General features: G+C 72.2%; 19 protein-coding genes. 13 read left to right on the forward strand and 6 right to left on the reverse strand.

Going from position 1 to position 23,802, the window contains the following annotated elements:
- Window positions 1-215: 215 nt before the first annotated feature.
- Window positions 216-1,244, reverse strand: a complete 1,029-nt coding sequence (locus ACRQ4B_RS13810; protein WP_439691974.1) for a glycosyltransferase family 2 protein — start codon at window positions 1,242-1,244, stop codon at window positions 216-218.
- Window positions 1,245-1,366: 122 nt separating this feature from the next.
- Here ACRQ4B_RS13810 and ACRQ4B_RS13815 point away from each other — a divergent pair, with 122 nt between their 5' ends.
- From ACRQ4B_RS13815 to ACRQ4B_RS13840, 6 genes are all read left to right on the forward strand, one after another.
- Window positions 1,367-3,934 carry a glycosyltransferase gene (locus ACRQ4B_RS13815; RefSeq protein WP_439691975.1) on the forward strand — a complete coding sequence of 856 codons (2,568 nt, stop codon included), beginning with the start codon at window positions 1,367-1,369 and terminating at the stop codon, window positions 3,932-3,934.
- A 69-nt stretch (window positions 3,935-4,003) separates the two neighbouring features.
- Window positions 4,004-4,900: an ABC transporter permease gene (locus ACRQ4B_RS13820; RefSeq protein ID WP_439691976.1), complete on the forward strand. Its 897-nt coding sequence runs from the start codon at window positions 4,004-4,006 to the stop codon at window positions 4,898-4,900.
- Window positions 4,901-4,904: 4 nt separating this feature from the next.
- A complete protein-coding gene (locus ACRQ4B_RS13825; protein ID WP_439691977.1) occupies window positions 4,905-6,146 on the forward strand; it encodes an ABC transporter ATP-binding protein in 1,242 nt (413 codons plus the stop codon).
- 1 nt (window position 6,147) lies between these two features.
- A complete protein-coding gene (locus ACRQ4B_RS13830) occupies window positions 6,148-7,278 on the forward strand; it encodes a glycosyltransferase family 4 protein (RefSeq protein ID WP_439691978.1) in 1,131 nt (376 codons plus the stop codon).
- Window positions 7,275-8,120, forward strand: coding sequence for a glycosyltransferase family 2 protein (locus ACRQ4B_RS13835; RefSeq protein WP_439691979.1), 846 nt, complete (start codon window positions 7,275-7,277; stop codon window positions 8,118-8,120). Before ACRQ4B_RS13830 ends, ACRQ4B_RS13835 begins: the two co-directional genes overlap by 4 nt.
- 64 nt (window positions 8,121-8,184) lie before the next feature.
- The gene (locus ACRQ4B_RS13840; RefSeq protein WP_439691980.1) at window positions 8,185-9,330 is read left to right on the forward strand and encodes a glycosyltransferase family 2 protein; all 1,146 of its coding nucleotides are present in this window, start codon (window positions 8,185-8,187) and stop codon (window positions 9,328-9,330) included.
- Window positions 9,331-9,348: 18 nt separating this feature from the next.
- On the opposite strand, the gene ACRQ4B_RS13845 is transcribed toward ACRQ4B_RS13840, so the two are convergent.
- Genes ACRQ4B_RS13845 through ACRQ4B_RS13860 form a run of 4 tightly spaced genes read right to left on the reverse strand, consistent with a single transcriptional unit; the run spans window position 9,349 to window position 13,915 of the window.
- On the reverse strand, window positions 9,349-11,292 hold the full coding sequence (locus ACRQ4B_RS13845) for a glycosyltransferase family protein (RefSeq protein WP_439691981.1): 1,944 nt from the start codon (window positions 11,290-11,292) through the stop codon (window positions 9,349-9,351).
- A 2-nt stretch (window positions 11,293-11,294) separates the two neighbouring features.
- Window positions 11,295-12,158 carry a glucose-1-phosphate thymidylyltransferase RfbA gene (gene rfbA, locus ACRQ4B_RS13850; protein ID WP_439691982.1) on the reverse strand — a complete coding sequence of 288 codons (864 nt, stop codon included), beginning with the start codon at window positions 12,156-12,158 and terminating at the stop codon, window positions 11,295-11,297.
- A gap of 10 nt (window positions 12,159-12,168) precedes the next feature.
- Entirely contained in the window at window positions 12,169-12,777 is a 609-nt protein-coding gene (locus tag ACRQ4B_RS13855; RefSeq protein WP_439691983.1) for a dTDP-4-dehydrorhamnose 3,5-epimerase family protein, read from the reverse strand.
- Window positions 12,778-12,814: 37 nt separating this feature from the next.
- A complete protein-coding gene (locus tag ACRQ4B_RS13860) occupies window positions 12,815-13,915 on the reverse strand; it encodes a hypothetical protein (protein ID WP_439691984.1) in 1,101 nt (366 codons plus the stop codon).
- A gap of 164 nt (window positions 13,916-14,079) precedes the next feature.
- On the opposite strand from ACRQ4B_RS13860, the gene ACRQ4B_RS13865 reads away from it, so the two are divergent.
- From ACRQ4B_RS13865 to rfbD, 5 genes are read left to right on the forward strand one after another with little or no spacing between them, the layout of a single operon-like run.
- Window positions 14,080-15,021, forward strand: coding sequence for a glycosyltransferase family 2 protein (locus ACRQ4B_RS13865; RefSeq protein ID WP_439691985.1), 942 nt, complete (start codon window positions 14,080-14,082; stop codon window positions 15,019-15,021).
- The gene (locus ACRQ4B_RS13870) at window positions 15,011-16,657 is read left to right on the forward strand and encodes a glycosyltransferase family 39 protein (RefSeq protein WP_439691987.1); all 1,647 of its coding nucleotides are present in this window, start codon (window positions 15,011-15,013) and stop codon (window positions 16,655-16,657) included. The genes ACRQ4B_RS13865 and ACRQ4B_RS13870 overlap by 11 nt, the downstream gene beginning before the upstream one ends.
- Window positions 16,654-18,375 carry a hypothetical protein gene (locus ACRQ4B_RS13875; RefSeq protein WP_439691989.1) on the forward strand — a complete coding sequence of 574 codons (1,722 nt, stop codon included), beginning with the start codon at window positions 16,654-16,656 and terminating at the stop codon, window positions 18,373-18,375. Before ACRQ4B_RS13870 ends, ACRQ4B_RS13875 begins: the two co-directional genes overlap by 4 nt.
- The gene (gene rfbB / locus ACRQ4B_RS13880) at window positions 18,372-19,355 is read left to right on the forward strand and encodes a dTDP-glucose 4,6-dehydratase (protein ID WP_439691990.1); all 984 of its coding nucleotides are present in this window, start codon (window positions 18,372-18,374) and stop codon (window positions 19,353-19,355) included. Before ACRQ4B_RS13875 ends, rfbB begins: the two co-directional genes overlap by 4 nt.
- Window positions 19,352-20,203, forward strand: coding sequence for a dTDP-4-dehydrorhamnose reductase (gene rfbD / locus ACRQ4B_RS13885; RefSeq protein WP_439691992.1), 852 nt, complete (start codon window positions 19,352-19,354; stop codon window positions 20,201-20,203). The genes rfbB and rfbD overlap by 4 nt, the downstream gene beginning before the upstream one ends.
- Window positions 20,204-20,290: 87 nt before the next feature.
- Here rfbD and ACRQ4B_RS13890 read toward each other — a convergent pair whose 3' ends face one another.
- Window positions 20,291-21,439 carry a glycosyltransferase gene (locus ACRQ4B_RS13890; RefSeq protein WP_439691993.1) on the reverse strand — a complete coding sequence of 383 codons (1,149 nt, stop codon included), beginning with the start codon at window positions 21,437-21,439 and terminating at the stop codon, window positions 20,291-20,293.
- A 72-nt stretch (window positions 21,440-21,511) separates the two neighbouring features.
- On the opposite strand from ACRQ4B_RS13890, the gene ACRQ4B_RS13895 reads away from it, so the two are divergent.
- Window positions 21,512-22,507, forward strand: a complete 996-nt coding sequence (locus ACRQ4B_RS13895) for a lysylphosphatidylglycerol synthase domain-containing protein (RefSeq protein WP_439691995.1) — start codon at window positions 21,512-21,514, stop codon at window positions 22,505-22,507.
- A gap of 123 nt (window positions 22,508-22,630) precedes the next feature.
- A complete protein-coding gene (locus ACRQ4B_RS13900) occupies window positions 22,631-23,773 on the forward strand; it encodes a glycosyltransferase family 4 protein (protein ID WP_439691997.1) in 1,143 nt (380 codons plus the stop codon).
- The last annotated feature ends 29 nt before the right edge of the window (window positions 23,774-23,802 follow it).

Raw genomic sequence — 23,802 nt, forward strand, 5'->3', positions numbered from 1 at the left:
CGGGCGATGTGCACGCGCGAACGCCCGGTTCCCGAGCGGCCCGATTCGGCTGATCCTGATCGCAGCCGAGTCACACGTGTCACGTCAGGCTACCTCGATCACAGTGGTTACACAGCCCCCGGTCCTTCCCCCGAACGGGAGGCACGGTGCGGGAACACCGCCGATCGCACCCCCGGCAGGTGTCCGGGCCGCGCCGGGGGCGCCTGTGGTCGCGTTCAGTCTCCACCCGTCATCGCCGTCTCGACCGCGCGACGCGCGGCGGCCGGCACACCGTCCGCGCGCCGGGCGCGACGAGCGTGTCGGAGGACGGCAGGAGCCTCCCGGACGAGCCGCGACCACTGCGCCCGCGTCAGCTGCGCGGACGACGGGCGGAGGACGTCCGCGACCGCACGCACGGCGGTTCGGAGGACGACGCGCACCGCGAACCCGGCCGACGCGTTCCGCAGCACGACCGCCAACCGGTTCCGCATGCTCTGGTAGCGCACCAGTGGCGAGTCGCTGCCGGAGCTCGCGGCGTGCCGGTGCACGACCACCGCGTCCGGAGCGTGCCGGATCTCCCACCCGGCGAGCCGGAGCCGCCACGACACGTCGAGGTCCTCGTAGTACATGAAGAGGGACGGGTCGAAGCCGCCCACCTCAGCCAGCGCGTCCCGTCGGAGGAACACCGCTCCCCCGGAGAACCCGAAGAGCGGCGTCCGTTCCGGCGCGTCCTGCAGCGGGCGGAGCCAGTCGCGGTCACGGCCGTTGCCGGACCGGTCGACGACGACCCCCGTGCCGTTGACGAGCGTGCGGCCCGCCGGGTCACGGCGCCACCGACGACCGTCGGCCGCCACCAGGTCGTCCGCCGAGGACGTCCCCGGCGGCGCCGGCACGAACCCGCCCTCGAGCACGACCGTGGCGGCGACCGCAGCCGTCCGCGGACCGCCGGCGCGGAGCACACCGAGCCCGCGGTCGAGGAACCCGTGGTCCGCGACGGCGTCGTTGTTGAGGAGCACGACCACGTGGCCCGACGCCGCGGCGATCCCCGCGGTGACCCCGCCGGCGAACCCCGCGTTCGTCGGTTCTGCGACGAGCACCACCGACGGCAGGTCCGCGCGGTAGGCCGCGACCGTCGCGTCGTCGGCCTCGTTCACCACGAGCACGACCTCGACCTCGGCGTCGACGCGTTGCGACCGCACCGAGTCGACCGCGCGGCGGGTGAGTTCGGGCTGGTGCCAATCGACGATGACCACGGAGACGTCCACGACCCCAGTCTCCCAGTCCGGTCCGCCGCCCGGGGCCCGCGGGACCGCCGGGTATAGTGGTGCCGCCCTCCGGCCCGGTGGTCCGAGGGTGTCACCGCAAGCCGACGTATGGAGTCTGTTCCGTGTCCACTTTCGCACCCCGCGTCTCCGTCGTCGTCATCAACTTCCGCGGCACGGACGACACGCTCGAGTGCATCGCGCGACTCAGCGAGGTCGACTGGCCGGCGGACCGCCTCGAGATCGTCGTCGTCGAGAACGGCTCCGGCGACGACAGCGAGGCCCGCCTCCGCGCCGCACTCGGCGCGCAGAAGAACGTCCGGATCATCGTCTCCGAGGAGAACCTCGGCTTCACCGGCGGCAGCAACCTCGGCGCGCGCGAGGCGACCGGCGACGTGGTCGCCTTCCTCAACAACGACGCCAAGCCCGACGTGAACTGGGTGAAGGAGGGCGTCGCCGGGTTCGCCCCGAGCCCCCGGGTCGCCGCCGTCGCGAGCAAGGTCCTCGACTGGGAGGGCCAGACCATCGACTTCGTCGAGTCCGGCCTCAGCTGGTTCGGCATGGGCTACAAGAACCACATCGCCGAACTCGACGACGGCCGCTTCGACGAGCCGCAGGACCTGCTCTTCGGCACCGGGTCGGCGCTCTTCGTCCGCCGGGACGTCTTCCTCGAGGTCGGCGGCTTCGATGAAGGCCTGTTCATGTTCTACGACGACGTGGACCTCGGCTGGCGCCTCAACCTGCTCGGCTACCGCGTCCGGTTCGCGCCACGCTCGGTCGTCTACCACAAGCACCACGGCTCGATGAAGTCGTTCGGCGACCACCGCGAGATGTACCTGCTCGAGCGGAACGCACTCCACCTCCTCTACAAGAACCTCTCCGACGAGAACCTCGGCACCTTCCTCCCCGCCGCACTGGCACTCCTCGCCCGCCGTGCGGTCGCGAAGAGCGGTCGCGACTCCGGCGAGTTCGACATCCGCCGCTTCACCGGCGCCCCGGACGAGTTCGACCCGACGACGCCGATGTCGAAGGAGGCCGTCGCCGGCCTCTACGCGCTCGACCAGTTCGTCGCCGACCTCCCCCGGTTGTCCGAGGACCGCCGTCGGATCCAGGGGCAGCGCGTCAAGACCGACAAGGAGGTCTTCCGCCTCTTCGGCGACGCCTTCAAGCCGCTGTTCGAGGACGGCTACTTCCTCGAGGGCTACCAGGCCATCATCGAGGCCTTCGACGTCGAGCAGCCCATGCACCGCAACCGCGTGCTCGTCATCACGGGGGACGCGCTCGGCGAGAAGATGGCGGGTCCGGGCATGCGGGCGTGGAAGATCGCCGAGGCCCTGAGCGAGCACAACGACGTCCGTCTGGTGACGTGGAACGTCGCGAACCGCAAGTCCGACACCTTCGAGGTGTCCCGCGTACCGCTGCAGCACGAGCGCACGATGAAGGACCACGAGGAGTGGGCCGACGTCATCTTCTTCCAGGGCTACGCACTCCACCACTTCCAGACGCTCCAGCGGTCGAACAAGATCATGGTCGTCGACCTGTACGACCCGATGCACCTCGAGCAGCTCGAGCAGGCACGCGACAACGGCGACGTCGGCTGGCGCAACCAGGTGACGAGCACCACCGAGGTCATCAACGCCCAGCTCGAGCGCGGCGACTTCTTCCTCTGCGCCTCGGAGCGGCAGCGCCTGTTCTGGCTCGGCCAGCTCGCCGGGGTCGGCCGCGTCAACCCGGACAACTACCTGGCTGACGACAACCTGAACAAGCTCATCGCCATCGCCCCGTTCGGCATGGACTCGACCCCTCCGGAGCACGAGCGCAAGGCCATCCGTGGCGTCACGCCCGGCATCGGCGAGGACGACAAGGTCGTCATCTGGGGCGGCGGCATCTACAACTGGTTCGACACCCCGTCGCTCGTCCGTGCGGTCGCGAAGGTCGCCGAGACCCACGACGACATCCGGCTCTTCTTCCTCGGCGTCGCGCACCCGAACCCGGACGTGCCCGAGATGGCGATCGTCTCCGAGACCCGCCGCATCAGCGACCAGCTCGGCCTGACGAACAAGCACGTGTTCTTCAACGAGCAGTGGGTCGCCCTCGACGACCGGCAGAACTACCTGCTCGAGGCCGACGCGGGTGTCAGCACGCACTTCGCGCACATCGAGACGACCTTCTCGTTCCGCACCCGCATCCTCGACTACATGTGGGCGAACCTGCCGATCGTCACCACCGACGGGGACAGCTTCGGCGACCTGGTGGCCGCCGAGGGCATGGGCGTGGCGGTCAAGGAGCGCGACGTCGACGGCCTCGCCGCCGCACTCGAGTCGATGCTGTACGACCCCGAGGCCGCCGCAGCCGCACGCGCCGCGGTGAGCCGGGTCCGCACGGACTTCACCTGGGAGCGCGCCCTCGCGCCGCTGGTCGAGTTCTGCAAGGACCCGCACGTCGCCGCGGACCGCGCGCACGAGGCCGCGGTCCCCGCCGGGTCCGTCGCGGCGGGCGGCCGTCCGCGCATCGCGCTCAGCCCCGCACGCCAGCGCGAGCTGCAGTTCCACCAGATCGCGAACAGCCGGCACGGGATCTCCCGCGACGTGCGCCTCGCCACCTGGTACCTCCGCGAGAACGGCGTCTCCGGACTCCGCGACAAGGTGCAGAACCGCGTGCGCATCATGCGCGAGAGCAAGAACGGTCGCTGACGTCCGGCGGCCGCCCACGGCCGTCGATGTACAGTTGTCCGTCGCCCGCGTCGAACGTAAGGACCACTTTTGAGCAACATCGTCACCGAGCGGTTCGAGCGCCTCCGGGAAGAACGGATGGTCCCGGCAGGCCGCCCGGCCACCGCCGTCATCGGGTCCCTGCGCGAGATCTTCGCGCACCGGCAGCTGCTCGACCTGCTGATCCGTCGTGACCTCAAGTCCCGGTACAAGGACAGTGCGCTCGGGTTCGCGTGGACCCTGATCCGCCCGCTCGTCCAGCTGGCGATCTACTACTTCGTGCTCGGCCAGATCCTCGGCGCGTCGCGGAACATCCCCGAGTTCGCGATCTACGTGTTCTCCGGGCTGACCCTCTACGGGCTCTTCAGCGAGATCGTCGCCGCCGGCACCGCATCGATCGTCGGGAACGCCGGGCTGATCAAGAAGATCTACCTGCCGCGCGAGATCTACCCCCTGGCGAGCGTCGGTGCCGCGCTGTTCAACTTCGGCGTGCAGCTCATCGTGCTGCTCGCGGCCGCGATCCTGCAGAGCGGCTTCGCCTGGGTCCGCCTCGACCTGCTGTACTTCTTCCCCGCGACCATCGTGATCCTCATCTGGGCCACGGCCTTCGCGCTGCTCCTCGCCGCCGCGAACGTCTACCTGCGCGACATGCAGTACCTCGTCGAGGTCCTCGTGCTGCTGCTGATGTGGGGCTCCCCCATCGTCTACAGCTGGCAGATGGTCGCCACGCGTGCACCCGAGTGGCTGCTGAGCATCTACACGTCCAACCCGATCACCCTGGCGGTCCTCGGCATCCACCGTGCGTTCTGGACCGCGGGCGCCGACTCCGAGTACCCGTCGCACCTGCTGCTCCGTCTCGTCGTCGCGGGCGTCGTGGGCCTCGTCGCGCTGCTGGTCTGCCAGCGGGTGTTCGCCAAGCTGCAGGGCAACTTCGCCCAGGAGATCTGATCCGATGAGCATCGACAACGACATCTCGCAGGAGACCCGGTCCCCGTTCACCGACGCCCCCGCCGTCGTCACGGTGAAGAACGTCTCGAAGCGCTTCACGATCCGCAAGGACAACTCCCTCAAGGAGCGCATCGTCACCCTCGGTCGCGCCGGCCGTCGGCACAGCGAGGACTTCTGGGCGCTCAAGGACATCAGCCTCGACATCCCCGCCGGCACCACGATCGGGCTGCTCGGCCCGAACGGCTCCGGCAAGTCGACGCTGCTGAAGACCATCGGCGGCATCCTCGAGCCGACGAGCGGTTCGGTCGAACGCCGCGGCCGCCTCGCCGCGCTCATCGAGCTCGGCGCCGGGTTCCACCCCGACCTGACCGGTCGCGAGAACGTCTACCTGAACGCCGCGATCCTCGGCCAGACGCAGGAGGAGACCGAGGCCCGCTTCGAGGACATCCTGCAGTTCTCCGGCATCGGCGACTTCATCGACACCCAGGTGAAGTTCTACTCGTCCGGCATGTACGTCCGACTCGCCTTCGCGGTCGCGATCAACACCGACCCCGACGTCCTGCTGGTCGACGAGGTCCTCGCCGTCGGTGACGAGCAGTTCCAGAAGAAGTGCCTCGACAAGATCCGCGAGTTCCAGGAGCAAGGTCGCACGATCATCCTCGTGTCGCACTCCCTCGGCCAGGTGCAGGAGCTCTGCGACTCGGCCGTCGTGCTGCACCACGGCGAGGTGAAGTTCCAGGGTTCGGCCCGCCTGGCCGTGAAGAACTTCCGCGAGATCCTCGAGGGTCGGCGCATCGCCGAGGCCGAGGCCGCGCACCCCGAGGAGGACGCCAACCCCGGCAAGGTCGAGCGCGTCGAGCTCGAGATCCCCGGCCGCGCTCCCGGTGCCGAGCACCAGCACGGCGACGACCTGGTGATCCGTGCGACGTTCTCGCACAAGGACGTCCTGCCCGAGTGGCGCGCGGGCATCAAGATCGAGAACCACCTCGGCAACCCCGCGTTCGGCATCGACAGCCGCCAGACGCAGGTGCGGCACGACCCGCTCCGCGGCACGGCGACCGTCGAGTGGCACCTCCACGACCTGCGGCTCGGCGGCGGGCAGTACTTCGTGCACGTCTTCCTCGCGAAGCCGAACGGGGAGCACATCGTCATCGAGCGCGAGGCCGCACGCTTCGTGGTCGTGGACGAGGACACCCAGTCCGGGATCGCGTGGACGAAGACCACCGAACGCCAGGTCAAGGGCTGACGTGCGGGAACTCCCGGTGCTGATCGACGCCACGTCGGTCCCGCCGAACCGCGGCGGGGTGGCCCGGTACATCTCGGGGCTCCTCACCGGGCTCGCGGACCTCGACGTCCGCGTCGACGTCATCGCGAAGTCGGACGACCTCGACTGGCTCCGCGGCCTCGCGCCGGCGCACCGGTACCACGCGGCGCCGGGCTGGACCGCGTCCCGTCCGCTGCGGTTCGTGTGGGAGCAGATCGGCCTGCCGGGAGCCGTGCGGCGGAGCGGGGCGACCATCCTGCACAGCCCGCACTACACGTTCCCGGTGATCCGCGCCTCCAGGACGGTCGTCACCCTGCACGACGCGACGTTCTTCAGCGACCCGGCCGCGCACTCGCGGCTGAAGGTCCGGTTCTTCCGCACCTGGACACGGCTCGCACGCCGGCTCGCCCGCGCGACCGTGGCGCCGAGCGCCGCGACCGTGCGCGAACTCGACCGCCTCGCCGGCCACGCACGCCGAGCGACGGTCGTCGCGCACCTCGGCGTCGACGCCGAGACCTTCCACGCTCCCACCCCGGACGAGGTCGCGGCCTTCCGGACCGCGCACCGGATCGCCGACGGCGAGGACTGGATCGCGTTCCTCGGCACCGTCGAACCCCGCAAGCGCGTGCCCGAGCTCATCGCCGCACACCAGGCCGTCGCCGAACGCCACGACGGTGCCGTGCCGACGCTCTTCGTCGCGGGCGGCCTCGGCTGGGACGACGAGGCCCGTCGGGCGCTCGAGACGGCCGGCGACGTGCCCGGGGCGCCCCTGCGGTACCTCGGCTACCTGCCGATCGAGCAGCTGCGCGCGTACCTCGGTGGTTCCCGGATCGTCGCGTACCCGAGCATCGCCGAGGGCTTCGGCCTGCCGGTGCTCGAGGCGATGGCGTCCCGGGCCGACGTCCTGACGACCGATCGCCTCGCGATCCCGGAGATCGGCGGCGACACCGTGACCTACACCGAACCGGACGCCGGACCCATCGCCGACGCCCTGGAGCGCCTGCTGGCCGACACCCCCGTCGCTCGTGCCGACCGCGTCGCGCGGGCCGGTGCCCGTGCGGACGGGTTCACCTGGGCGGCGTGCGCCCGCGCGCACCTGGGGGTGTTCGCATGAGCGAGCGCGCCGCGATCGTCACCGTCTCGTACGACTCCGTCGACGTGCTGCCGCCGTTCCTGGCGTCGACCGCCGCCGCGAGCGCCGGACCCGTCGACGTCGTCGTCGCCGACAACCACTCCGCCCAGGCGTCGGCACTCCGCCGCATCACCGAGGACGCCGGCGCGCGCTTCCTCGAGCTCGACGAGAACCGCGGGTACGGTGCCGCGGCGAACCGTGCGGTCGCGACGCTCGACCCCGACGTCCGGTGGGTGCTCGTCTCGAACCCGGACGTCGTGCTCGATCCGCTCGCCCTCGACCGGCTGATCGCCACCGCGGCCGCGGACCCGTCGATCGGCGCCGTCGGCCCCCGGCTGCTCGAGCCCTCCGGAGAGGTCTACCCCTCCGCCCGGCTGCTCCCGTCGCTGCGTACCGGCCTCGGCCACGCGGTCTTCGCGAACGTGTGGCCCGGCAACCCCTGGACGAAGCGCTACCGCCAGGACGGCGACCACTCCGGACGTCGCGACGCCGGATGGCTGTCCGGGGCGTGCGTGCTGGTCCGTCGTGACGTCTACGACCGCCTCGGCGGGTTCGACGAGGGCTACTTCATGTACTTCGAGGACGTCGACCTCGGCTGGCGGATCGGCCGAGCGGGTCTCCGCAACGTGTACGAACCCGCCGCGAGCGCCACGCACATCGGCGGCACCGCGACACAGGGGTCGTCCGAACGGATGCGCAAGGCGCACCACGAGAGCGCCTACCGGTTCCTCGCACAGAAGTACTCGGCGTGGTGGTTGTGGCCCCTGCGGGTCGCGCTCCGTGCCGCACTCGCCGTGCGCGCCCGCGCGACCCACACCCGCTGACGCGGTATCGTCGCTCGATCCCCGCGCTGCGCCCTGCCCCTCTCCCCCGACAACGGAAGTGCCCATGATCCTCGCCGTCACGCTGATGGTCCGCGACGAAGCGGACGTCGTCCCCGCCTGGCTCGACTACCACGTCGCACAGGGGTTCGACGTCTTCGTCATCACCGACAACGGATCCGTGGACGGCACGGCCGAGCTGCTCGCCGCGTTCGCCGAACGCGACGACGTCACGGTGGACCTGCGGCACGACCCGGTGCACCGGAAGCAGCAGGGCACCGTCGTCACCGGCATGGCCCGGGATGCCGCCACCGTGCACCACGCGGACTGGGTCGTCAACGCCGACGCCGACGAGTTCCTCATCCCGGTGGACCGGTCGCGCACGGTGCGGCAGGTCTTCGAGCAGCTCGACCCGGTCATCGGGGCGTTCACGGTGCCGGTCGTCAACCTGACCGGTCGGATGGCGAAGTCGGGCGGTGGCATCGAACGGCTGCACTGGCGGGACGAACGGTCGCTCGACGAGCTCCGCGCCGCCGGGCTCATCGCGCCGCCCACCACCAACGCGATCCACGTCGGCACGCCCGACGTCACCGTCGTGCAGGGGAACCACCAGGTCAGCGTCGCCAACGGCGCCCCCGTCCCGGAGGACCTCCGTCTCGAGGTCCTGCACCTGCCGTGGCGGTCCTGGAAGCAGTACGAGCACCGGGTCGAGGTGAGCGGCCGAGCCTACGACGCGAACCCCGACCTGTCCCCGAGCCCGCGACACCACGGCATGCGGGACTACCGCCGGCTGCACGAAGGGGTGCTGCAGCCGACGTTCGCGCTGCGGTTCGTCACCGACCAGGAGGCCGAGGCCGGCCCCTTCACCCGTGACGACGGTGTGGCGGAGGTCCTGCGGCGTGCCGCGTCGCCCGCCGTCGACGCCGGTACGGATCCGCTCGTCTCCGTCGCCGAGCTGGCACGGCTGCGGACACTGGGGCGTGCGCTCACCGGGCGCGACCTGCGCATCGAGGAACTCGAGGACGAGGTCCGGGCCGGCGAGGCCACCGCGAACACGCTCCGGTCGGCGGTGCAGTTCGAGCGCGAACGTGCCGAGGCCGCCATCCGCGAGACCGCCGACCGTGACGCCGAGCTCGCCCGGATGCGTGCCCGACGGGTGGTCCGGCTCGCCGACCGTGCCGGGACGGTCGTCCGACGGATCCGGAGCCGCTAGCGCGACCGCGCGAGCGCGCTACCGCCGCACCGCGCCGCCGCGCTGCCGCCGCACCGCGCCGCCGCGCTGCCGCCGCACCGCGTCGAGGAGCACCTCGGCACGACGCGTGAACGAGTGCTCGGCCCCGACCCGCTCCCCCCGGGCGACGCGGTCCGCCGTGGTCGTCCGGTCGCCGGCCCGCAGGAGTTCGCGGAGTTCGTCGACCGATGCGTAGGTCCGCACCGCGCCGTGGAACAGCTCGTCGACCCCCGGTACCGGGTCCGTGACGACGAGCGCACCCGAGGCGGCCGCGTCGAACAGCCGGTTCGACAGGAACCCGTCCCGCGCCATGTCGTCCCAGTGGTCGTTGAGGACCACCCGGGCGCTCCGGTACAGCCCCGGGAGCGCGTCGTTCGGCACGAAGACGCCGCGGTGCACCCCGTCCGGCAGGAGTCCCTCCCAGCCCTCGCCCCACACTGCCAGGTCCGCCCCGACGGCCACGGCATCGCGGACCACCGGCCGGAACACCTGCCGGGTCTTGCCCACGAACGCGGTGTCCAGCCCCGGGTGGGCCGGGTCGGGCTGCCCGGGGTGGAAGCGTGCCGGGTCGGTGGCCTGCAGGAGCGGCACGGTCTCGAGACCGGTCGCCTCGGTGGTCCGGGCGGCCCAGACCGGACCGGCAGCGAACCGCAGGTCGTAGCGGGCGAGTTCCGCCGGGGTCACCAGGTCGGGGTGCGAGATCACCCAGAGCACGTTCGTCGCGGACGGGTGCACGGGGGTGTCGTCGAGCCCGCGGAGGGTCAGTGCGACGTCGTCGAGGTGCTCGGAGAACGGTCGGACGTGCGACTCGCGGTGGTCCACGACGACCTCCTGCCCGAGCGACCGGAGCGCGGCGGCGAGGTCGTGCGCGAAGAACGTGTCGCCCCAGTCGTCGCCGCGGGGTCCGGGGTGTGCGGCGATCCGGACCGACCAGCGGAGTCGTTCGCCGCGGTCGGCGAGCTCGAGGCGCCCGGGGCCGCGTTCGGCGCGCACGACCGGTTCGCGGAGCGCCACGGGTGCCCCGACCGTGTCGGCCGTCGGCTCCCCCGGCACGAGGCCGAGCCGGGCCAACGCGACGGTCGCGCTGTCGTCCCCGCGGTCGCGCCAGACGGTGAGCGCATCGGCGGCGTCGGTGTCGTACCGCCGCTCCCGCAGCTCGGTGCTGCGGTAGACGCGGCCGAGCGGCACGACGACGCAGTCACCGGCCGCCGCGTCCGCGGTGTCCCGGGTGAGGCGTGCGACGGCGGTCCGGGTGTCGACGGTCCGCACCGGGACCGCCAGGTCGGCCGTCCGGGTCGCGAAGCAGGGTTCGTCGCCGGAGAAGACCGCGACCCCGCCGAGGGCGTCGGCGTCCTCGGCGGGGTGACCGCGCAGGAGCGAGGCGACCGGGGCCGTCCCGCGTGCCAGGACCGCACCGGCGCTCGCGACCAGGTCATCCGTGGTGCGGACGACGGGCAGGGCGACCGCCGCCCGCTCGCCGATCGCGGCGAGCAGGTGTCCGTGCGCGCCGTCGGGCAGGTCGACGGCGGCGTCGTGCACGACGACCGACGGGCTCGTCAGCAGCGGACGGGCAGCGGCCACGGCACCGCCCCACGTCGCCGAGACGGTCGGGCGTGCGACGACGTGGTCGACACCCGCCTCGACCGGCGGGTAGACGCTGGACGGCCCGGCGTGCACGTCGTAGACGCTCACGACGACCGCACCGGCGCCGGCCGCGCGGGCGGCCGCCACCGCGGGCAGGTGCGCGCCGTCGCGGAACGCCGGCTCCCGCACGGTGACGACGACGTCGAAACCGTCACCGGCGGGTCGGGGCACATCCGTCTCGAGCGAGGTGTCGACCGGGAGGCGCGGCTCGGCCCCGTCGGACGGGTCCGGCTCCGGCGTGGCCGGGGTCGGCACCGCCGTCGGTCGGCCGAGCAGTCGTCGGAGCCCTGCCCGGGCCATCGTCAGCCGCGCAGCAGGTTCTGCAGGTAGACCCCGTAGCCGCCCTTCACGAGCGGCGCGGCGAGGTCGGCGAGCTGCGCGTCGTCGATCCACCCGTTGCGCCAGGCGATCTCCTCGATGCAGCCGATCTTGAATCCCTGACGGTCCTCGATGACCTTCACGTACTCGGACGCCTGCATCATCGACTCGAAGGTGCCGGTGTCGAGCCAGGCCGTGCCGCGGTCGAGGACCTGGACGCCGAGCTCCCCCGCTTCGAGGTAGCGCTCGTTGACCGTCGAGATCTCGAGCTCGCCACGCGCGCTCGGCTCGATCGTCTTCGCGATCTCGATGACCTTGTTGTCGTAGAAGTAGAGGCCGGGGACGGCGTAGTTCGACTTCGGCTCGGCCGGCTTCTCCTCGATCGAGACCGCCGTGAAGTCGTCGTCGAACTCGACGACGCCGTACGCCTTCGGGTCGGCCACGTGGTACGCGAAGATCGTCGCGCCGTCGACCTCGGTGTTCTTGCGGAGGTTCGTGCCGAGGCCGGTGCCGTGGAAGATGTTGTCACCGAGGACGAGCGCGACGCTGTCGTCGCCGATGAACTCCTCGCCGATCACGAACGCCTGCGCGAGGCCGTCCGGCGAGGGCTGCACGGCGTACTGGATGTCCATGCCGAGCGACGAGCCGTCGCCGAGCAGGGCCTTGAACTGCTCGTTGTACTCCGGCGTCGTGATGACGAGGACCTCGCGGATGCCGGCCATCATGAGCGTCGACAGCGGGTAGTACACCATCGGCTTGTCGTAGATCGGCATGAGCTGCTTGCTGATGCCCTTGGTGATCGGCCAGAGGCGCGTGCCGGAACCCCCGGCGAGGATGATGCCCTTCATCGGGTCTCCTTCACTTCTCCGTGCGGAGCGACTCGGTGTACGCCACGCACTCCTCGTAGGTGGGCAGCAGACCCGCGGCGGCGGCTTCCTCGAGCGTCGGGGCGGTGGTGTCCTTCTCGGACAGCACCGGCTCGCCGAGCCCCTCGGGCAGCTGCAGCCCGACGGTGGGGTCGAGGATGGTGATCCCCTTCTCCCGCTCCGGGTCGTAGTGGGCGCTGACGAGGTAGTTCACGGTCGACTGGTCCTCGAGCGCGACGATCGCGTGGCCGAGGCCCTCGGACAGGTAGACGGCCTTGCGGTCGACGTCGTCGATGCGGACCGAGTCCCACTGGCCGAACGTCGGCGACCCGACGCGGATGTCGACGATGTAGTCGATGAAGGCACCGCGGACGGCGGTGACGTACTTCGCCTGGCTCGGCGCGACGAGGGCGTAGTGGATGCCCCGGGCGACACCGGCCGCGGAGATCGACATGTTCACCTGCCGGAGGTCCAGCGGGTGGCCGACGGTCGCTTCGAGCACGTCGGCCCGGTACGCCTCGAGGAATGCTCCTCGTGCGTCGCCGTGCTGGACGGGGGTGAACTCCCACGCGCCTTGGATCTTCAGTTCGCGGATCTGCACCGGGGCAGCCTAGCAAGCCGTCGTCGCCGCCCGCCCGTCAGACGCCGAGCGCCGCCCGCCACGGCCCGTCGACCGTGACGGTCCGTTCGGCGCACACGTACGACCGCGCCCGGCCCACCCGCTCGTCCGCCTCGGCGAACGCCGTCAGCAGGGCACGCCGCCAGGCCGCGGGGTCGTCGCCGACGAGCAACCCGCCGTGCGCGTCCGTCCCGCGGTACGACGGCCGGTCCGACCCGACGAAGGGCAGCCCGAGCATCGTGTACTCGAGGAACTTGAGGTCGCTCTTCGCGTCGTTGAAGCGGTCGTCCGTGAGCGGGGCGACGCCCGCCGACCACCGGTCCGCGTTCGCCCGCAGGAACGCCACGAACTCCGGGTAGTGGGTGCCGCCGTCCGGCAACGGCAGCCGGTCGTACCAGGCGTCGTCCTCCCCCGTGACCCCGACGACCTCGAGCCGGACCGGACGCCCGTCGCGGTCGACGAAGCCGTCGAAGGCCGCGCGGAGCAGGTCCAGGTCGCCGCCGTGCGTGGCCGACCCCATGTAGAGGACCCGTCGCGGCACCGCGGGGTGGGACGGGACCGTGCCGTCGTCCCACATCCCCGGCTGCACCGCGTTCGGCACCACGACCGAGTCGACCCCGGCGTCGGCGAGCACCCCGCGGAGCGTCTCGGTCGACGTGACCACGGCGTCGGCACCGCGCACCAGGCGGTCGACGGCGGCGAGCCGCTCCGGGTCGTACTCGGCCCGCGCGAGCCGGTCACGGGCCTCCTGGCTGAAGAAGTCGTCGTCGACCTCCGCGACGATCCGGGTGCCCTCGCGCGCAGCGCGGTCGAAGGCCGCGTCGAGCGACGCGACCGGGAAGGCGTCCCGCTGCACGAGCAGGACGTCGAGGTGGGCGGTGTCGGAGCCGTCCGCCCACCGGACCGGATCGACCTGCGCGACGCGAGCGGCACCGGAGGCGGCGAGTGCCGACATCCGGCCCGTCACCCGGATGTGCGCCGACGCGGGGTGGACGCCGCCGGCACCGTGCACCACGAAGCCGACGAGCGGCGGTTCCGGAGCGGGCGCCGCGGGAGCGGGTGCGGGCGTGGGCCGGAGCGCACGGACCAGGCGGGCGACGGACGAGCGGAGGGCAGCCACCGCACCATGGTGGCACGGCGTGCCCGCGGTCCGGTCGTCGTCCGGCTCTGCGTAGAATGTGTCAGTTCCGCCCGGGGGGCGGACCGCCGTGGCGACCTAGGATCGTCAGCGACCTTCCGGGTCGGAACCCGCCGACCGATGACACACAGGGACCAACCACTCTCGTGAAACTGTTCGTCCAGATCCCATGCCTCAACGAGGAGGAGACGCTCGCCAGCGTCATCGACTCGATCCCGCGTCAGATCGACGGCATCGACGAGATCCAGATCCTGGTCATCAACGACGGGAGCACCGACCGCACGGTCGAGGTGGCGAAGGAGCACGGTGTCACGCACTTCGTGCACCACACCACCAACATGGGGCTCGCCCGCTCGTTCCGCGACGGCGTGGACTACGCGCTCCTGCACGGTGCCGACATCGTCGTGAACACCGACGGCGACAACCAGTACCCGCAGGCGCAGATCGCCGAGCTCGTGCAGCCGATCCTCCGCCGCGAGGCCGAGATCGTCATCGGCGACCGGCAGACCCGCACGATCGAGCACTTCTCCGGCTTCAAGAAGCTCATGCAGCGCTTCGGGTCCTGGGTCGCGTCGCGCGCCGCGGGTCTCGACCTGCCGGACGCCGCGAGCGGGTTCCGGGCGTACTCCAAGTACTCGCTCATCCGTCTCAACATCGTGACGCGCTTCAGCTACTGCATGGAGACGATCGTGCAGGCCGGCTACAAGCGCCTGGCGATCGCGAGCGTCCCGATCACGACGAACCCGAAGACGCGCGAGTCCCGGCTGTTCAGCAACATCTGGCAGCACATGTTCCAGTCCGGCTCGGCGATCGCCCGCGTCTACCTCATGTACCGCCCGATGGCGCTGTTCCTGTGGGTGGCGGCGGTCCTCGGGGCGCTCGGCCTGTGGCCCCTCGTCCGGTACCTGGTGCTCGTCGCCATGCACTCCGGCGGCAACCACCTGCAGTCGATCATCCTCGGGGTGGTGCTGCTCATCACCGCGCTCCTGTCGATCGTGATCGGGGTCGTGGCCGACCTCACCCGCCTGAACCGGACCCTCACGGAAGAGCAGCTCGACCTGCAGAAGCTCCAGCGGTATGGCGACTGAGGTCGCCCAGGGCGGCACGTCGACGGTTCCGGGAGCGCGCGGCAGCGCTGCGGAGACGGGGCACGTCCGCGCCCGACGTCGCGAGGTCGTCGTCGTCGCCGCGGTGACGGCCGGCTTCGCGCTCGTCCTGTTCCTGTGGGCCGCGGTCGTCCCGGCGTTCCAGGCCCCGGACGAACGGGCGCACTTCGACGCCGCGGTGCACGTCGCGATCGGTGACGGCTGGCCGGACCCCGGACACCTGCACGTGCTCGAGGCGGTCGACCAGGCGGCCAGCGCAGAGGACCCGTCGTCGCTGCCCACCATGGGCGACCTGCTCCAGCAGACCGGTGCCGGTCAGGTGGACACCGTCGACCAGATGACGCAGCACCCGCCGACCTACTACGTGCTCGCGGCCGGGGTGCTGCACCTGGTCCACTTCGAGTCCCTGCACCCCTCGGCGGCGCTCTTCGCGGTGCGGCTGCTCGGCGCGCTGTTCGTCCTCCCGCTCCCGGCGCTCGCCTGGGCCACCGTGCGACGGGTGACCCGGTCGCCGAAGGCCGCGGTGACCGGCGCGTTCGCCGTGCTGGCAGTGCCGCAGCTCGCGTCCATCGGCGCGTCGGTGTCGAACGACGCCCCCGTCATGCTGTTCGCGGCCACCACCGTGTGGCTCGCCGTCCGGGTGCTCACCGGTGACCGGCGACTCCGGACGACCGTCGCCCTCGCGGTGTCCCTCGGGGTCGCGATCCTCTGGAAGGGCACGGCACTCCCGCTCATCCCGTTCGTCGGGGTCGCGCTGTTCCTCGGCGCCGCCGGGACGGCCGGACGCACCGGTGTCGGCACCCGGGTGGTCCGCACGCTGTGGCCGCTCGCACTCGCGGCGGTCATCGGCGCGTGGTGGTGGCTCCGCAACCTGGTCGTCTTCCACACCCTGCAGCCGAACGGGTTCGAGTCGCTGCGACCGCCGAAGCCGTTCCCCGCGGGCACCGGGCCGGACCCGGTGCAGTTCGCCAACGTGTCCTGGTCGACGATCGCGCGCACCTTCTGGGGCAGCTTCGGCGGGCGGGCGCAGTGGATCATCTCCCCCGTCGTGTTCGAGACCGCCACGGTGCTCGCCCTCGGCGCGATCCTGGTGTGGGCGTTCCGACGTGTCCCGGGCCTCCGCGTCGCGATCGCGCTCGCGGTCCTGCCCGCGACGATCCTCGTGATGCAGACGGCCAACTCGTGGGGCAGCTACCTGTCGACCACCTTCGTCGGGGCCACGCAGGGGCGGTACTACTTCCCGGCCATGGTGGCGTTCATCGCCCTGAGCGCCATCGCCTGGCGCCGTGCGTTCGGCTCGTCGACCGGTCGCCGACGCGCCGCGCTCGTGGTGTCGGCCCTCAGCGCCGCGCTGGCGGTGTACGGGGTGCTGTTCGTGTACGCCTCGTTCGCCGAGCACTCGCGCGTTCGGGTGACGCCGCGGGGCCTCGACCTGCTCGACGCCTCGTCGCCGGTCGCCGTGCCGCTGATCGTGGCGAGCTGGCTCGCGGCGCTCGTGGTGCTCGCGGCCGCGGTCGTGGTCAGCGTCCGGGTGCCGTCGGCACCCGCACCCGGGACGGCGCCGGCAACGACGCAGGCCTCGCCCTCGTCCACACCCGCGTCGGAGGTGCACGCATGACCCGCTGGTCACCCCGCCGCCGCGAACTCACGTCGGTGGTCGTCCTCACGCTCCTCTTCGGCGTGCTCCTCACCACCTGGGCGTACGTGACGCCGGCGTTGCACGGCCCGGACGAACTCGCGAACGTGGACGCCGCGATCCAGCTGGCGATGGGCCGTTCCTGGCCGGCCGCCGGCGACCTGCACTACCTGCAGGGCCTGCTGGCGCAGAACGTGCCGCAGCAGCTCGTCCCGGTGTCCGGGCGCGGGTCGTTCGCGGACGTCGTCGGGGACGGCTCGGTGAACGCGCTCGTCAACCCGATGTCGCAGCACCCGCCGACGTACTTCCTCGTGCAGGCGGTCGTCGCGCACGTGCTGGACTTCACGACGCGGCGGTGGGACATCGTCGTGCTCGGCATGCGGCTCGTCGACGTGCTCGTGATGCTGCCGCTGCCCGCCCTCGTCTGGGCGACCGTGCGCCGTGCGACCCGGTCCCCGCGCACCGCGCTGGCGGCCACCGTCGCACTGTTCGCCGTCCCGCAGATCGCGCAGCTCGGCTCGTCGGTCTCGGTCTGGGTCCCGGTCATCACGGCGGGTGCGACCGCCACGTGGCTCGGCGTCCGCATCCTCACCGGGGACCGGTCCTGGTGGACCGTGCTCGCGCTGGGTGGCACCCTCGCCGCCGCGACCGCGGTGATGGCGGGCGGCTTCATGCTGGTGCCCTTCGCGGTCGTCGTGGTCCTGGCCGCGCGCACCGTGCCCGGGTTCGGCCGACGGGTGGTCCGCGCCGTCGTCGTCGTGGCGGTGCCCGCCGTGGTCGCCGGCTGGTGGTACCTCCGGCAGTTCGTGCGCACCGGGACGCCGCAGCCCGACGCCTTCCCGGCGGTGACGCAGCCGTGGCCACGGTACGAGTCACCGGCGCCGACGCAGTTCGCCGGGGCGTTCTGGGACGGGCTGTCGGACTCGTTCTGGGGCCGACTGGGCCGGTACGAGTGGCCGCTCTCGCCGTTCGTGGTCGACGTGTTCACCGTCCTCGCCCTCACCGTGCTCGTCTGGGCGGCGACGCGTCGGACGGCTGCGCGGCGCACGATGCTCCTGGTGGCCGTGCTCCCGGTCACGGCGTTCGTCGTGGTCCTGGCCCGCGACTGGGCGACCTACGCCGGACACCTCGGCGTCACCGTGAACCAGGGACGCTTCCTGTTCCCGTCGATCGCGGCGTTGCTCCTGCTGCAGGCCCTCGCCTGGTCGGCGCTCGTCGTGTCGCCCGTCGGGCGGGTCCGGCTCGCCCGGACCGCGCTCGTGGTCACGCCGCTGGTGGTCGTCGCATCGCTCGGCCTGCTCTACAGCGGCGCCTTCCAGAACCTCGTGTTCGGCGTCCTGCCCAACGGCATCGGGGCGCTTTCCACGTCCGTCGCCTACGGCCTGAAGGTCGTCGCCGCGCTCCTGGTCCTGCTCGCCGTCCTCGGCGTCGCGGCGTTCGTGCTCCTGTGGCGCGCCTTCGCCACCGCAGCCCCGACCGCCGGCGCGACCCCGTACGACGGCACCGCCCCGACCACCGGTGCGACCCCGTACGACGGCGCCGCCCCGACCGCCGGCGCGACCCCGCACGACGGCACCGCCCCGGCCCTGCCGTCCATCGGCGTCAGCGACACCGCCGGCACCGCCCCGGGCGGGCCCGACGAGGGCGACCCGCTAAACTCACCGCCGACCGCCACACCGACACAAAGGAACATTCCGTGAAGATCCTCGTCACCGGAGGGGCCGGCTTCATCGGCTCGAACTTCGTCCGGCGCACCCTGCAGGACGCCTACCCCGGCCTCGAGGGGGCGGACGTCGTCGTCTACGACGCGCTGACCTACTCGGGCAACCTGGAGAACCTCGCACCGGTGGCGGACTCGCCGCGCTACACCTTCGTGCAGGGCGACATCACCGACGCGGAGAAGCTCGACGAGGTCGTCCCCGGCATCGACGCCATCGTGCACTTCGCTGCCGAGTCCCACGTCGACCGGTCGGTGCGCGACTCCGGCATCTTCGTGGAGACGAACGTCGTCGGCACCCAGCGTCTGCTCGACGCAGCGCTCCGTCACGGCACCCCGCGCTTCGTGCACGTCTCGACCGACGAGGTCTACGGCTCGATCAGCGAGGGTTCGTGGGCCGAGGACCGTCCGCTCGAGCCGAACTCGCCGTACTCGGCGTCGAAGGCCGGCAGCGACCTGCTCGCGCGCAGCTACCACCGCACGCACGGGCTGAACCTCTCGATCACGCGCTGCTCGAACAACTACGGGCCGTACCACTTCCCCGAGAAGGTCATCCCGCTGTTCGTCACGAACCTCATCGACGACAAGCACGTCCCGCTGTACGGCGAGGGCAACAACATCCGCGACTGGCTGCACGTCGACGACCACACCCGTGGCATCGCACTCGTGCTCACCAAGGGCCGCGCGGGCGAGATCTACAACATCGGCGGCGGCACCGAGCTCACGAACAAGGAGCTCGCCGAGCTGCTCCTCGAGGCGACCGGCAAGGACTGGTCGTACGTCGACCGCGTGCAGGACCGCCTCGGCCACGACCTCCGCTACTCGGTCGACATCTCGAAGATCCGCGCCGAGCTCGGCTACGAGCCGCAGGTCCCGTTCGAGCAGGGCCTCGCCGACGTCGTGCAGTGGTACCGCGACAACCGTGCGTGGTGGGAGCCGCTCAAGGAACGCGCCGCCCTGTGACCCGCTACCTCGTCACCGGAGCCGCCGGCATGCTCGGCCAGGACCTCCAGCAGGCCCTGGCCGGCCGTGAGGTCACCGCACTCGGCCGCGCCGACCTCGACATCACCGACGCCGCGGCCGTCGCCGCCGCGGTCGAGGGCCACGACGTCGTGATCAACAGCGCCGCCTACACCAAGGTCGACGACGCCGAGTCGCACGAGGACGACGCCGCCGCGGTGAACGCCCGCGGTCCGGAGCTCCTCGCGACGGCGACCGCCGCCGTCGGCGCGAAGCTCGTGCACGTGTCCACCGACTACGTGTTCGACGGCACCGGCACCACGCCCTACGCCGAGGACGCCCCGCTCGCGCCGATCGGCGCCTACGGCCGCACCAAGGCCGCCGGCGAGCGGGCGATCCGTCGCATCGCCCCGGACTCGTCGTACATCGTCCGCGGTGCGTGGCTCTACGGCGCCCACGGGCCGAACTTCGCGAAGACGATGATCCGCCTCGCCGGCTCGCACGACACGGTCAGCGTCGTCACCGACCAGATCGGGCAGCCGACCTGGACCGGCGACCTCGCCCGACAGATCGTCGCGCTCGTCGACGCCGACGCCCCCGCGGGCACCTACCACGGGACGAACGGCGGCCAGGGGTCGTGGTTCGACTTCACGAAGGCGATCTTCGCCGAGGTCGGGCTCGACCCGGAGCGGGTCCTGCCGACCGACAGCTCGGCCTTCGTCCGGCCCGCGCCGCGGCCCGCGTACAGCGTGCTCGGCCACGACGGGTGGTCGCGCGTCGGCCTCAGCCCGATGCGGGACTGGCGCGAGGCGCTCTCCGCCGCCACCGCGGCGGGCGTCCTCGACGCCTGAACGGACGGTCCTGACTGGAGGCCCGGATCACGTCCGCCGTGTGCGGAACGCGATCCGGGCCTCCAGTCCGTGCAGTCCTCGGCCGCGTCAGCGCGCGCCGGTGCGGAGGCGGTCGTCGAGCGGCGCGACCGCCGCCGCGGGACGGAACCGCTCGGCCGCCGCAGCGGCGGCCGCCCGGCGTTCGGCGAGCAGCGCGCGGTCCGCGCCCAACACCCGCACCGCCTCGGCGAGGGCGGCGGCGTCCCCGGCCGGCACCGCGGTGACCGCGTCACCGAAGGTCCGGCGCTGCGGCGCGGTGTCGCTCGTGACGACCGCGAGCCCCGCCGCGGCGCACTGGTAGACCTTGTTCGGCACGACCTTGAGCGCCTTGGGCGTCGTGCCCATGATGCCCACGCCGACGTCGTGGGACGCGACGAGCGCGGGGAGCTCCGCGGCGTCGACCCACGGGATCCACTCGGTCGGTGCGCCGCCGCCGGCTGCTGCCCGTGCGGCGTCGAGGTCCTGTCCGGAGCCGACCATCGTCACCGTGACGGACCCGTCCGACGGCAGCAGTCCGATGGCCGCGCCGATCGTCGCAGCACCCTGCAGCGGGGTGAACAGGCCGTAGAAGACGACGCGGAGCGGCGCAGCGTCCGTCGTCGCGTCGTCGGTCGTGGGCGCGGCGTCCGTCGTGGCCGTGGCGTTCGTCGTCGCCGCGTCGTACCAGGACTCCTGCGCGCCGACCGGCACGACGACGACCTTCGACCGGAGCCGCTCCGGCACGAGGTCGCGGTGCTCTTCGGTGTCGACGACGACCACGTCGGCGATGCGGAGCGCCGAGGCGTCGAGGAAGCGGAGCAGGCGCTGCTTCAGCCCGGCGTCACCGACCCCGCGGTCCTGCGCCGTCGTCGCCGCGAAGATCAGGTGGTCGAGGGCGATCGTGGTCCGCGGGAAGAGCGCCCGGGCGAGCCACACGTCGAAGTGCCCCATGTACCCGACGAGCACGGCGTCGGGACGGCCGGACCGTCGGGCGCGCAGTGCCGCGCCGACCAGCCGCGACCAGCTGCTGGCGAGGCGCCCGGCCATCTGCAGCGCGCCGGACCGGGCACCGAGCATCGCGACCCGGTCGCGGGTGGACAGCCCGAGCGGGACGTTCGCCTCGGCAACCCGGTGCCCCCGCTCCCGGAGCCCGTCGGCGAGGACGCGCACCCGTGGGTGATCCGAGGCCTGGTATGTTCCGAAGGTCAGGATCCGCACGTGTGTCGCCTCTTCTCGGTTCGATGTGCGCGCCGTCTCGGTCCTGACGCACCCGATCAACCCTAGGTGAGAATGACCGACGTCCCCCAGCCCGCACAGCGCTCCCGAGCCAAGTCCGTCGTCCGCGTGGTGGCCCTCGTCGTCGCCCTCGCACTCTGCGTGGCGTTCCTCGTCCCCCGGGCCGGCGACATCGCCGACGCCTTCAGCCGGCAGGACCCGTGGACGCTCCTCGCGGCACTCGTCCTCGGCGCGGCGGCGACCTACGTGACGTTCCTCTCCTGGCGGGCGCTGATGGCCGGCGCCGGGCACCGCATCCCCCTCGCGGCCTCGCAGCGGGTGTTCTTCCTGTCCCAGATCGGCAAGTACATCCCGGGCTCGGTGTGGCCGATCGTGGCCCAGGCGGACCTCGGCCGCGAGCACAAGGTCCCGCCGGCCCGCAGTGTCGCCGTCGGGATGCTCACGCTGCTCGTCAGCTGCGGCGCCGGGGTGTGCGTGGCGGCCCTCACGATCCCGTTCGTGCAGCCGGACGCGTTCGCGCGGTACTGGTTCGTCGTCGTCCTCGTCCCGATCGTGCTCGCCGCACTGCACCCCGCCGTGCTGCGGTTCGGCCTCCGTCTGGCGTCGAAGGTCACCCGGCGCGACCTCGGCACGATCGACATCCGTCTCGGAGCGGTGCTCCGGGCGTTCGGCTGGGCGGCCCTCGCGTGGCTCGTGTTCGGCCTGCACATCACGCTCGTCCTCGTCCCGCTCGGGCACGTGGACCTGCGGGTCACGGTGCTGACCGTCGGCGCCTACGCGCTGGCGTGGCTCGTCGGCTTCCTGGTGTTCTTCCTCCCGGCCGGACTCGGCGGCCGCGAAGCCGTGCTCACCGCCATGCTCACCGCCGGGGTCCCGCTCGGGGCGTCGGCGGCCGTCAGCGTCGCCGTGATGTCCCGCGTCCTGCTCACCGTCGTCGACCTGGTGTTCGCCCTCGGCGCGGTGCTCGGCGAGCGACGCCACCGCCGCACGCGGGACGCCGACGCGACCGCGTCGCCGGTCGACGTCGAACCCGGGGCCGCAGCGGAGTAGTCCGCCGGTGCGGTTCCTGCGCCGCCGGCGTCGAGGAGTTTGTGGGGGGCGCGCTGGTAGGGTCGTGCGACGCGCCACCAGCGGCCGTCAGCACGCCGCCGCCAGACCGAGGAGCCGCACGAGATGACCACACTCCGCGTGATCGTCGACCAGGTGATCGCCCCCGTCCCGGGTGGCATCGGCCGGTACGCCGAGGAACTCACGCGGGAGCTCATCGCCACCGCACCGTCCGGCTGCGACGTCGTCGGCGTGGTCTCGGCCTCGCCCCGGGAACAGACCGACCGGCTGCGGACCCTGCTGCCCGGCCTCGCTGACCTCGAACGCCTGGCGCTCCCGCGACGTGAACTCGCGCTCGCCTGGCAGGGCGGGTTCGCCCGAGGTGCCTCGCAGGGCATGGTGCACGCCCCGAGCGTGCTCGCCCCGCTCGTCAAGCACGACCGCTCGCTGGAGCCCGGACGACAGACGGTCGTCACCGTGCACGACACCGTCCCGTGGACGCACCCGGAGACCCTGACGCCGCGTGGCGTGCAGTTCCACAAGGCCATGGTGAAGCGAGCGTTCAAGTACGCCGACGCCGTCGTCGTGCCGACCCACGCGGTGGCGGGCGAGCTGAACAGCGTGCACCGGTTCGGCGACCGGCTCCGGGTCATCGGGGGCGCGCCGAGCGGACGCCTGCGGATCCCGGTCGACGCCGACCTCCGCGCCGAACGGCTCGGCCTGCCCGAACGGTACGTGCTGGCCGTGGGGACGCTCGAGCCCCGGAAGGGCCTCGCCCACCTCATCGCGGCGATGGCGCACCCGGACGCACCGCAGGAACTCCCCCTCGTGATCGCCGGTCCCGACGGCTGGGGCGACGTGGACGTGCACGGCGAGGCCGAACGCGCCGGACTGGCCCCCGAACGGCTCAAGGTGCTCGGCCGCGTCGACGACGCTGACCTCGCCGTCGCGTACGACCGTGCCACGACCTTCGTCTTCCCGAGTCTCGCCGAGGGCTTCGGCCTCCCCGTCGTCGAGGCGATGAGCTTCGGGACCCCGGTGATCCACTCCGACGACGCCGCGGTGTGCGAGGTCGCGTCGGACGCCGGCGTCGTCGTGGCCCGCGAGCCGCGGGACTCCTACCCGGAGCGGCTCGCCCAGGCTGTGTACCAGGTCGCCAACGACCGGCGGCTCGCCGCACAGCTCGCCGTCGCCGGCCCCGATCGCGCCCGGATGTTCACCTGGCAGGACTCGGCGTCGGAGACCTGGCAGCTGCACGCCGACCTCTGACGACGGGCACGTCCACCGCGGGGCCGATC

This window comes from Curtobacterium sp. SP.BCo (genome assembly GCF_051903265.1).
Taxonomy (GTDB): domain Bacteria; phylum Actinomycetota; class Actinomycetes; order Actinomycetales; family Microbacteriaceae; genus Curtobacterium.

What these genes read in the sequence shown, in the direction of transcription:
- ACRQ4B_RS13825 (WP_439691977.1), top strand. Translation starts at nt 4,905, where the DNA reads ATGAGCATCGACAACGACATCTCGCAGGAGACCCGGTCCCCGTTCACC.
- ACRQ4B_RS13835 (WP_439691979.1), top strand. Translation starts at nt 7,275, where the DNA reads ATGAGCGAGCGCGCCGCGATCGTCACCGTCTCGTACGACTCCGTCGAC.
- ACRQ4B_RS13840 (WP_439691980.1), top strand. Translation starts at nt 8,185, where the DNA reads ATGATCCTCGCCGTCACGCTGATGGTCCGCGACGAAGCGGACGTCGTC.
- ACRQ4B_RS13845 (WP_439691981.1), bottom strand. Translation starts at nt 11,292, where the DNA reads ATGGCCCGGGCAGGGCTCCGACGACTGCTCGGCCGACCGACGGCGGTG.
- rfbA (WP_439691982.1), bottom strand. Translation starts at nt 12,158, where the DNA reads ATGAAGGGCATCATCCTCGCCGGGGGTTCCGGCACGCGCCTCTGGCCG.
- ACRQ4B_RS13870 (WP_439691987.1), top strand. Translation starts at nt 15,011, where the DNA reads ATGGCGACTGAGGTCGCCCAGGGCGGCACGTCGACGGTTCCGGGAGCG.
- ACRQ4B_RS13875 (WP_439691989.1), top strand. Translation starts at nt 16,654, where the DNA reads ATGACCCGCTGGTCACCCCGCCGCCGCGAACTCACGTCGGTGGTCGTC.
- ACRQ4B_RS13895 (WP_439691995.1), top strand. Translation starts at nt 21,512, where the DNA reads ATGACCGACGTCCCCCAGCCCGCACAGCGCTCCCGAGCCAAGTCCGTC.
- ACRQ4B_RS13900 (WP_439691997.1), top strand. Translation starts at nt 22,631, where the DNA reads ATGACCACACTCCGCGTGATCGTCGACCAGGTGATCGCCCCCGTCCCG.